We start from the raw sequence: 927 nt of genomic DNA, 5'->3' as shown, positions 1-927 counted from the left end.
GTGCTCGCACGATCCACCGGGTCCTGGTCCGAGCGGGAATGGTCGAGCCCGAACCCCGTAAACGCCCCCGCGCCACTTATCGCCGGTTCGTGTTCCCCGCCACCGACGACTGCTGGCATATCGACGCTTTCGAACACACCCTCGCCGACAAAGCCGCCACGATCGTGGTCATCTTTCAGCTCACCGATGACCATTCCCGCTACGAACTCACCGATCTGGCCTGGCCCCGCGAGGACACCGAAGGCGCCTGGCGATGCGTCTCGACCGCGATCGAACGCTACGGACAACCACGAATGATCCTGTCGGACAACGGATTATCATTCACCGGCAAACACATGGGCATCATGGTGTCCTTCGAACGCAACCTCGCCCGCCTGGGCATCAAACTCATCACCACCGCACCCCGGCACCCCCAAACCAACGGAAAGAACGAACGCGCCCACCGCACCCTGCGTCAATGGCTCACCGCCCAACCCCCGGCAACCAGCATCCACGAGCTGCAAACCCTGCTCGATGACTACCGGCCCCTCTACAACACCCGCCCCCACCAAGCCCTGCACGGCGCAACCCCAGACCAAACCCGCCTCACCGGACGCCGCCACACCCCACACACCGACCTCGCGACCCCCTACCTCCTAGCCCGCGACGCCACCGTCACCAGCCGCGGACTGGTCAACATCACAGGCGCCGCCATCCCCATCGGCACCGAATACGCCGGCCGCAAAGTCACCGCCTTCGTCCGCGACGACGACGTCCTGATCTTCTACCGCGAACAACTCATCCGCGAACTCACCCTCGACCGCACCCGCAGACGCCAAAACCCCATCCGCCCCCGCCGCGGACCACACCGACCTACCCTCAACTACAACCCATAACCGTCCGGGATGTCCTGTCACCAACTGTCAGCAATGTCCTGTCACATCACAC

Annotated in this window: 1 protein-coding gene; it reads left to right on the top strand. The window is 64.1% G+C overall.

Features of this window, described 5'->3' with window-relative positions; all coding sequences use genetic code 11:
* Positions 1-875, top strand: an 875-nt coding sequence (locus tag NVU01S_RS42040) for an integrase core domain-containing protein (protein ID WP_218023651.1), incomplete at its 5' end; no start/stop codon positions are given.
* Positions 876-927: the final 52 nt, after the last annotated feature.

The sequence above is a fragment of the Nocardia vulneris genome (genome assembly GCF_001613425.1).
Classification (GTDB): Bacteria; Actinomycetota; Actinomycetes; order Mycobacteriales; family Mycobacteriaceae; genus Nocardia; species Nocardia vulneris.
This window is presented reverse-complemented; position numbering and strand designations above follow the sequence as displayed.